Genomic DNA, 5,122 nt, shown 5'->3' with positions numbered 1-5,122 from the left:
CGGCGCCTGCCGTGACCCCGGGTGTCCTCGGCAAAGGACCAGGCGGCCTCCCAGGCGCCGGTCTCGAACCGGGCCGCGAAGTCGGGTTCGGGGGCACGGCCCCGCCGCTTACGCCCCCGCCCCGGCCGCTCTGCTCAGCCGTGCCCCCAACTCCCTTACCGCTTCTACCAGTTCACGCGGCTCGTGGACGGTGAAGTCGCACTCCAGCATGGCCAGCCGGAACGCCACCCACCGCGTCGCGTCCCCGACCGACCCGCGCAGCCGGCAGCTGTGCTCGTCCACCGGCTCGGGCGTGCCCAGCCACGCCGGCAGCCGGGCGGCGACGAAGGCGGCCGGTGCGGCGAAGGTGACCTCGAAGTCGTAGCTCGGCTGCTGCCGTTGCATCGACCGCCGCAGGTACTCCGCGGCGCTCCCCGTCGGCAGCTCGCGCGGCGTGAACCTCGCGCCCGTGGCGAACGGCTCGCTCACCCGGTCGACCCGGAAGGTGCGCCAGTCGTCCCGGTCGAGGTCGTACGCCACCAGGTACCAGCGGCGACCCGTCGACACCAGCCGGTAGGGCTCCGTCAGACGCCGTGACTCGGTGCCGTCGGCGGCCCGGTAGGCGAACCGCAGCCGCTCGTGCCCGGCCACCGTCGAGGCCATGACGGTCAGCGTCTCGGGCGCGATGCTGGGGCCGTCCCCGCTGGTCAGCGGGGTGGTGGCGGCCTGCAGGGTGGTCACGCGGTGGCGCAGCCTGCTCGGCAGCACCTGCTCCAGCTTGGCCAGCGCCCGCACCGACGCCTCGTCCAGGCCCTCCACCGCGTGTCCGGCCCCGGCGCGCAGGCCTACCGCGATGGCCACGGCCTCCTCGTCGTCGAGCACCAGCGGCGGCATGGCCTTGCCGGCGACGAGCCGGTAGCCGCCGTCGGCCCCCTTGGTCGCCTGTACGGGATAGCCGAGTTCACGGAGCCGGTCGATGTCGCGCCGGACCGTGCGGCGGGAGACCCCGAGCCGGCCGGCGAGCTCGCCGCCGGGCCATTCGCGGGGCGTCTGGAGGAGGGAGAGGAGCGTCAGCAGCCGGGCCGGGGTGTCCGTCGTCATGCCGCCGAGGATGCCGCACCACTAGGACACGATCTGACCTATTGGGCTCCTAGGGTCGGCGCATGAACTCCACCGAGACCCCTCCGGGCACGGACCGCCGCCGCTGGTTCGCCCTCGCGATCGTGATGACCGCGGCCTTCATGGACCTCGTCGACGTGACCATCGTCAACATCGCCATCCCGTCCATCCAGCGGGACGCGGGCGCGTCCTTCAGCGAGATCCAGTGGATCACCGCCGGATACGCCCTCGCCTTCGCCGCCGGGCTGATCACCGGCGGACGGCTCGGCGACATCCACGGCCGCAAGCGCGTCTTCCTCGTCGGCATAGGGGGCTTCACCGTCGCCTCCGCGCTGTGCGGCCTCGCGGTGAACCCCGAGATGCTGGTCGCCTCGCGGTTCCTGCAGGGCGCCATGGCGGCGCTGATGGTGCCGCAGGTGCTGTCGATCGTGCACGCGACCTTCCCGGCGCACGAGCGGGGCAAGGTGTTCGGGCTGTTCGGCGCGGTCGTCGGCCTCGGTGCCGTGTCCGGCCCGCTGCTCGGCGCGCTGCTGACCGAGTGGAACCTGTTCGGCTGGGAGTGGCGCTCGATCTTCCTGATCAACCTGCCCGTGGGGATCGCGGGCCTGGTCCTCGGCAGCCGTTTCATCACCGAGTCCAGGGCGCCGCGAGCGCTGAAGCTCGACCTCGTGGGCGTCTCGCTGGTCACGCTGGGCCTGCTGATGCTGATCTACCCGCTCACCCGCGGCCGCGAGCTCGGCTGGCCGCTGTGGGGACACCTGTCGATGGCCGGCTCGCTCGTGGTCCTCGCGGTGCTGGTGGCGTACGAGCGGCGCAAGGCCGTGCGGGACGGCTCGCCACTGGTCGAACTGTCGCTGTTCAGGGTCAAGAGCTTCGCGGCGGGGATCGCCGTGCAGACCGTCTTCGGTGTCGCGCTCGGTGTGTTCTTCCTGGTCTGGACGCTGTACATGCAGATCGGGCTGGGCTGGAGCCCGCTGAGGGCCGGGCTGACCGGGGTGCCGTTCTCGATCGCCGTGTCGGCGGCCGCGGGCATGTCGGTGCAGCTGCTGGTGCCGCGCTTCGGACGCAGGGTGCTCCAGGCGGGCGCGCTGGTGATGGCGGCCGGGGTGCTGCTCTACATCTGGGAGTCCGGCCACTACGGCCTCGCCATCACCCCGTGGCAGATGGCCCTTCCGCTCGTCGTGATGGGCGCCGGCATGGGCCTGATCGTCGCGCCGCTGACCGACGCGATCCTCTCCGAGGTGCCGCGCGAGCACTCCGGTTCTGCCTCCGGCCTGATCAACACCGTGCAGCAGATGGGCAACGCGCTGGGGCTCGGGCTGGTCTCGGTGGTCTTCTTCGGCACGATCGCCGAGCACCTGCGCCCGGAGCAGGTGGGCCCGGCCTACGCGGACGCCTTCGAGAACGCGCTGGGCTGGGTGGCCGCGGTGATGGGAGCCATCTTCCTGCTGATGTTCGCGCTGCCCAAGCGGCCCGCGCAGCACGTGGAGGGCGAGCAGGCGCCGGCCGGGCGGGAGGACCAGGAGCCGGCGCTGGTGTGACCGGACGGACGGCGCGGGACGGGCTCGGCACCTGGGGTGCCGGGCCCGCTCTGTGGTCGGCTGCCGGTAGCGGATTTCCGATCATGCCCGATTGAGCCCGAACCTGTTTACTTCCCGGACATCTCGGCGTAGCCTCCCGCTGAAACCACACGTTCGGGCATGAGGCGGAGGCGAACGGACATGTACGCACCGGAACGGCAGCAGGAGATCCTCCGGCTCGCCCGTGACGGCGGCCGAGTGGATGTCGTGTCGCTTGCCGAGGAGTTCCAGGTGACCGCGGAGACCATCCGCCGGGATCTGAAGGCCCTCGACCGCGCCGGGCTGGTCCGCCGGGTGCACGGCGGCGCCATCCCGGTCGGGCGCCTCGACTTCGAGCCGGACCTCGCCGAGCGCGAGTCCACGGCCGCCGACGAGAAGGACCGCATCGCCAAGGCCGCCCTCGCGGAGCTGCCGACCGAGGGCACGATGATCCTCGACGCCGGTACGACGGTGGCGCGCATGGCCGCCGCCCTCCCGCTGGAGGCATCCCTCACGGTCGTCACGCACAGCCTGCCCATCGCCGCCCGTCTCGCCGACCACCCCGGCATCCAGCTCCACCTCGTCGGCGGCCGCGTACGGCACCGCACCCGCGCCGCCGTGGACGCCTGGGCGCTGCGGGCCTACGGCGAGATCCGCGCCGACGTGCTGTTCGTGGCCGCCAACGGCTTCTCCGCCGAACACGGCCTGACCACCCCCGACCTCGCCGAGGCCGCCGTGAAGCGGGCGGCGGTGGCCGCCGCCCGCCGGGTGGTGCTGCTCGCCGACTCCTCCAAGCACGGCCAGGAGCACTTCGCCCGCTTCGGCGACCTGGGCGACGTGGACCTGCTGATCACCGACAGCGGGCTGAGCCCCGAAGACGCCGTCGCGATCGAGCGCGGCGGCACGGAAGTAGTGCGCACATGATCCTCACCGTCACCCCCAATCCGTCCCTGGACCGCACCTACGAGGTGCCGTCCCTCGACCGGGGCGAGGTCATCCGCGCCACCGGCGAGCGGATGGACCCGGGCGGCAAGGGCGTGAACGTCTCGCGCGCGGTCGCCGCCGCCGGGCAGCGCACGGTGGCCGTCCTGCCGCTCGGCGGCGCCCCTGGCGCGCTCGTCGCCGAACTGCTCGACCAGCAGGGCATCGAGGTCGCCCCGGTCCCGGTCGCCGGGGCCACCCGTTCCAACATCGCCCTGGCCGAGGCCGACGGCGTCCTGACGAAGATCAACGCCCCCGGCCCGGAACTCACCGAGACCGAACGCGAACTCCTCCTGGAGACCATCCGGCACCAGTCCCGCGACGCCTCCTGGATCGCCTGCTGCGGCAGCCTCCCGCGCGGCCTCGCCCCCGACTGGTACGCCGACCTGGTCGCCCGCACCCACGCCGCCGGTGCCCGGATCGCCCTGGACACCTCCGGGCCCGCCCTGCTCGCGGCCCTGCGCGAACGGCCCGACGTGGTCAAGCCCAACGCCGAGGAACTGTCCGAGGCCGTCGGCCGCCCCCTCGCCACCGTCGGTGACGCCGTGAAGGCCGCCGAGGAACTGCGCGAGATGGGCGCCCGGGCCGTCCTCGCCAGCCTCGGCGCCGACGGGCAGCTGCTCGTGTCGGACCAGGGCGCCTGGTTCGGCAGCGCCCGGGTGGACGCCGTGCGCAGCAACGTGGGCGCCGGCGACTCCTCCCTCGCCGGTTTCCTGATCGCCGGCGGCAGCGGCCCCGAGGCCCTGGCCTCCGCGGTCGCCCACGGCGCGGCGGCCGTCCAGCTGCCCGGCAGCGTCATGCCCACGCCGGCCGACCTGGACCCGGCGGCGGTGACGGTCACGGCCGACCTGCCCGCCGACCGTGTGCTGAAGGAGCCGGTGTCATGAGCCACGACGAGCAGCGCCCGGTGACGCCCGGGCGGCGGAGCTCCCCGTTACGTGCCGCCGCCCCTGTCATCCCCGTCACTCCCGTCACCCCCCACCGCACCCCCGTCCCCCTTTCCGCCCACCCCACCCACCGGGCGATACGCGTGCTAAGGAGCCCGCGATGAGCGACATGATCACGGCGGACCTGGTCGATCTCGACCTGTCCGCCGACACCAAGGAAGCGGCGGCCCGTGCCCTCGCCGAGCGCATGGTGGCCCTGGGCCGGGTGAGTGACCTGGACGGCTTCCTCGCCGACGTGGCCGCCCGCGAGGCCCAGATGCCGACCGGCCTCGACGGCGGCATCGGCATCCCGCACTGCCGCAGCGAGCACGTCACCGAGCCGACGCTCGCCTTCGGGCGCAGCACGGCCGGCATCGACTTCGGCGCGGCGGACGGACCCGCCGACCTGATCTTCCTGATCGCCGCTCCGGCCGGCGCCGACGACGCCCACCTGACGATCCTGTCGTCCCTGGCCCGGCAGCTGATGAACAGCGAGTTCACCGACGCCCTGCGCGCGGTGGGCGACCCGGTCGCCGCCGCGGCGCTGATCCGCGGCGA

At 73.4% G+C, this 5,122-nt stretch carries 5 protein-coding genes; 4 read left to right on the top strand and 1 reads right to left on the bottom strand.

Features of this window, described 5'->3' with window-relative positions; translation table 11 throughout:
- Positions 1 to 108: 108 nt before the first annotated feature.
- The gene (locus RIN80_RS26220; RefSeq protein WP_309098123.1) at positions 109 to 1,080 is read right to left on the bottom strand and encodes a YafY family protein; all 972 of its coding nucleotides are present in this window, start codon (positions 1,078 to 1,080) and stop codon (positions 109 to 111) included.
- A 62-nt stretch (positions 1,081 to 1,142) separates the two neighbouring features.
- Here RIN80_RS26220 and RIN80_RS26215 point away from each other — a divergent pair, with 62 nt between their 5' ends.
- The 4 genes from RIN80_RS26215 to RIN80_RS26200 form a co-directional block, all read left to right on the top strand.
- Complete coding sequence (locus tag RIN80_RS26215; RefSeq protein ID WP_309098122.1) at positions 1,143 to 2,639, top strand: MFS transporter; 1,497 nt, start codon at positions 1,143 to 1,145, stop codon at positions 2,637 to 2,639.
- A 180-nt stretch (positions 2,640 to 2,819) separates the two neighbouring features.
- On the top strand, positions 2,820 to 3,581 hold the full coding sequence (locus tag RIN80_RS26210; protein ID WP_309098121.1) for a DeoR/GlpR family DNA-binding transcription regulator: 762 nt from the start codon (positions 2,820 to 2,822) through the stop codon (positions 3,579 to 3,581).
- Positions 3,578 to 4,525, top strand: coding sequence for a 1-phosphofructokinase (gene pfkB, locus RIN80_RS26205; RefSeq protein ID WP_309098120.1), 948 nt, complete (start codon positions 3,578 to 3,580; stop codon positions 4,523 to 4,525). The genes RIN80_RS26210 and pfkB overlap by 4 nt, the downstream gene beginning before the upstream one ends.
- A gap of 160 nt (positions 4,526 to 4,685) precedes the next feature.
- Positions 4,686 to 5,122 (top strand): fructose PTS transporter subunit IIA (locus RIN80_RS26200; protein WP_309098119.1); only part of this gene is annotated, 437 nt, incomplete at its 3' end.

The sequence above is a fragment of the Streptomyces sp. genome, from assembly GCF_031181705.1.
Classification (GTDB): domain Bacteria; phylum Actinomycetota; class Actinomycetes; order Streptomycetales; family Streptomycetaceae; genus Streptomyces.
This window is presented reverse-complemented; position numbering and strand designations above follow the sequence as displayed.

Excerpts from the sequence above, each read along its gene's own strand:
- RIN80_RS26215 (WP_309098122.1), top strand. The coding sequence starts at position 1,143 with ATGAACTCCACCGAGACCCCTCCGGGCACGGACCGCCGCCGCTGGTTC.
- pfkB (WP_309098120.1), top strand. The coding sequence starts at position 3,578 with ATGATCCTCACCGTCACCCCCAATCCGTCCCTGGACCGCACCTACGAG.
- RIN80_RS26220 (WP_309098123.1), bottom strand. The coding sequence starts at position 1,080 with ATGACGACGGACACCCCGGCCCGGCTGCTGACGCTCCTCTCCCTCCTC.
- RIN80_RS26210 (WP_309098121.1), top strand. The coding sequence starts at position 2,820 with ATGTACGCACCGGAACGGCAGCAGGAGATCCTCCGGCTCGCCCGTGAC.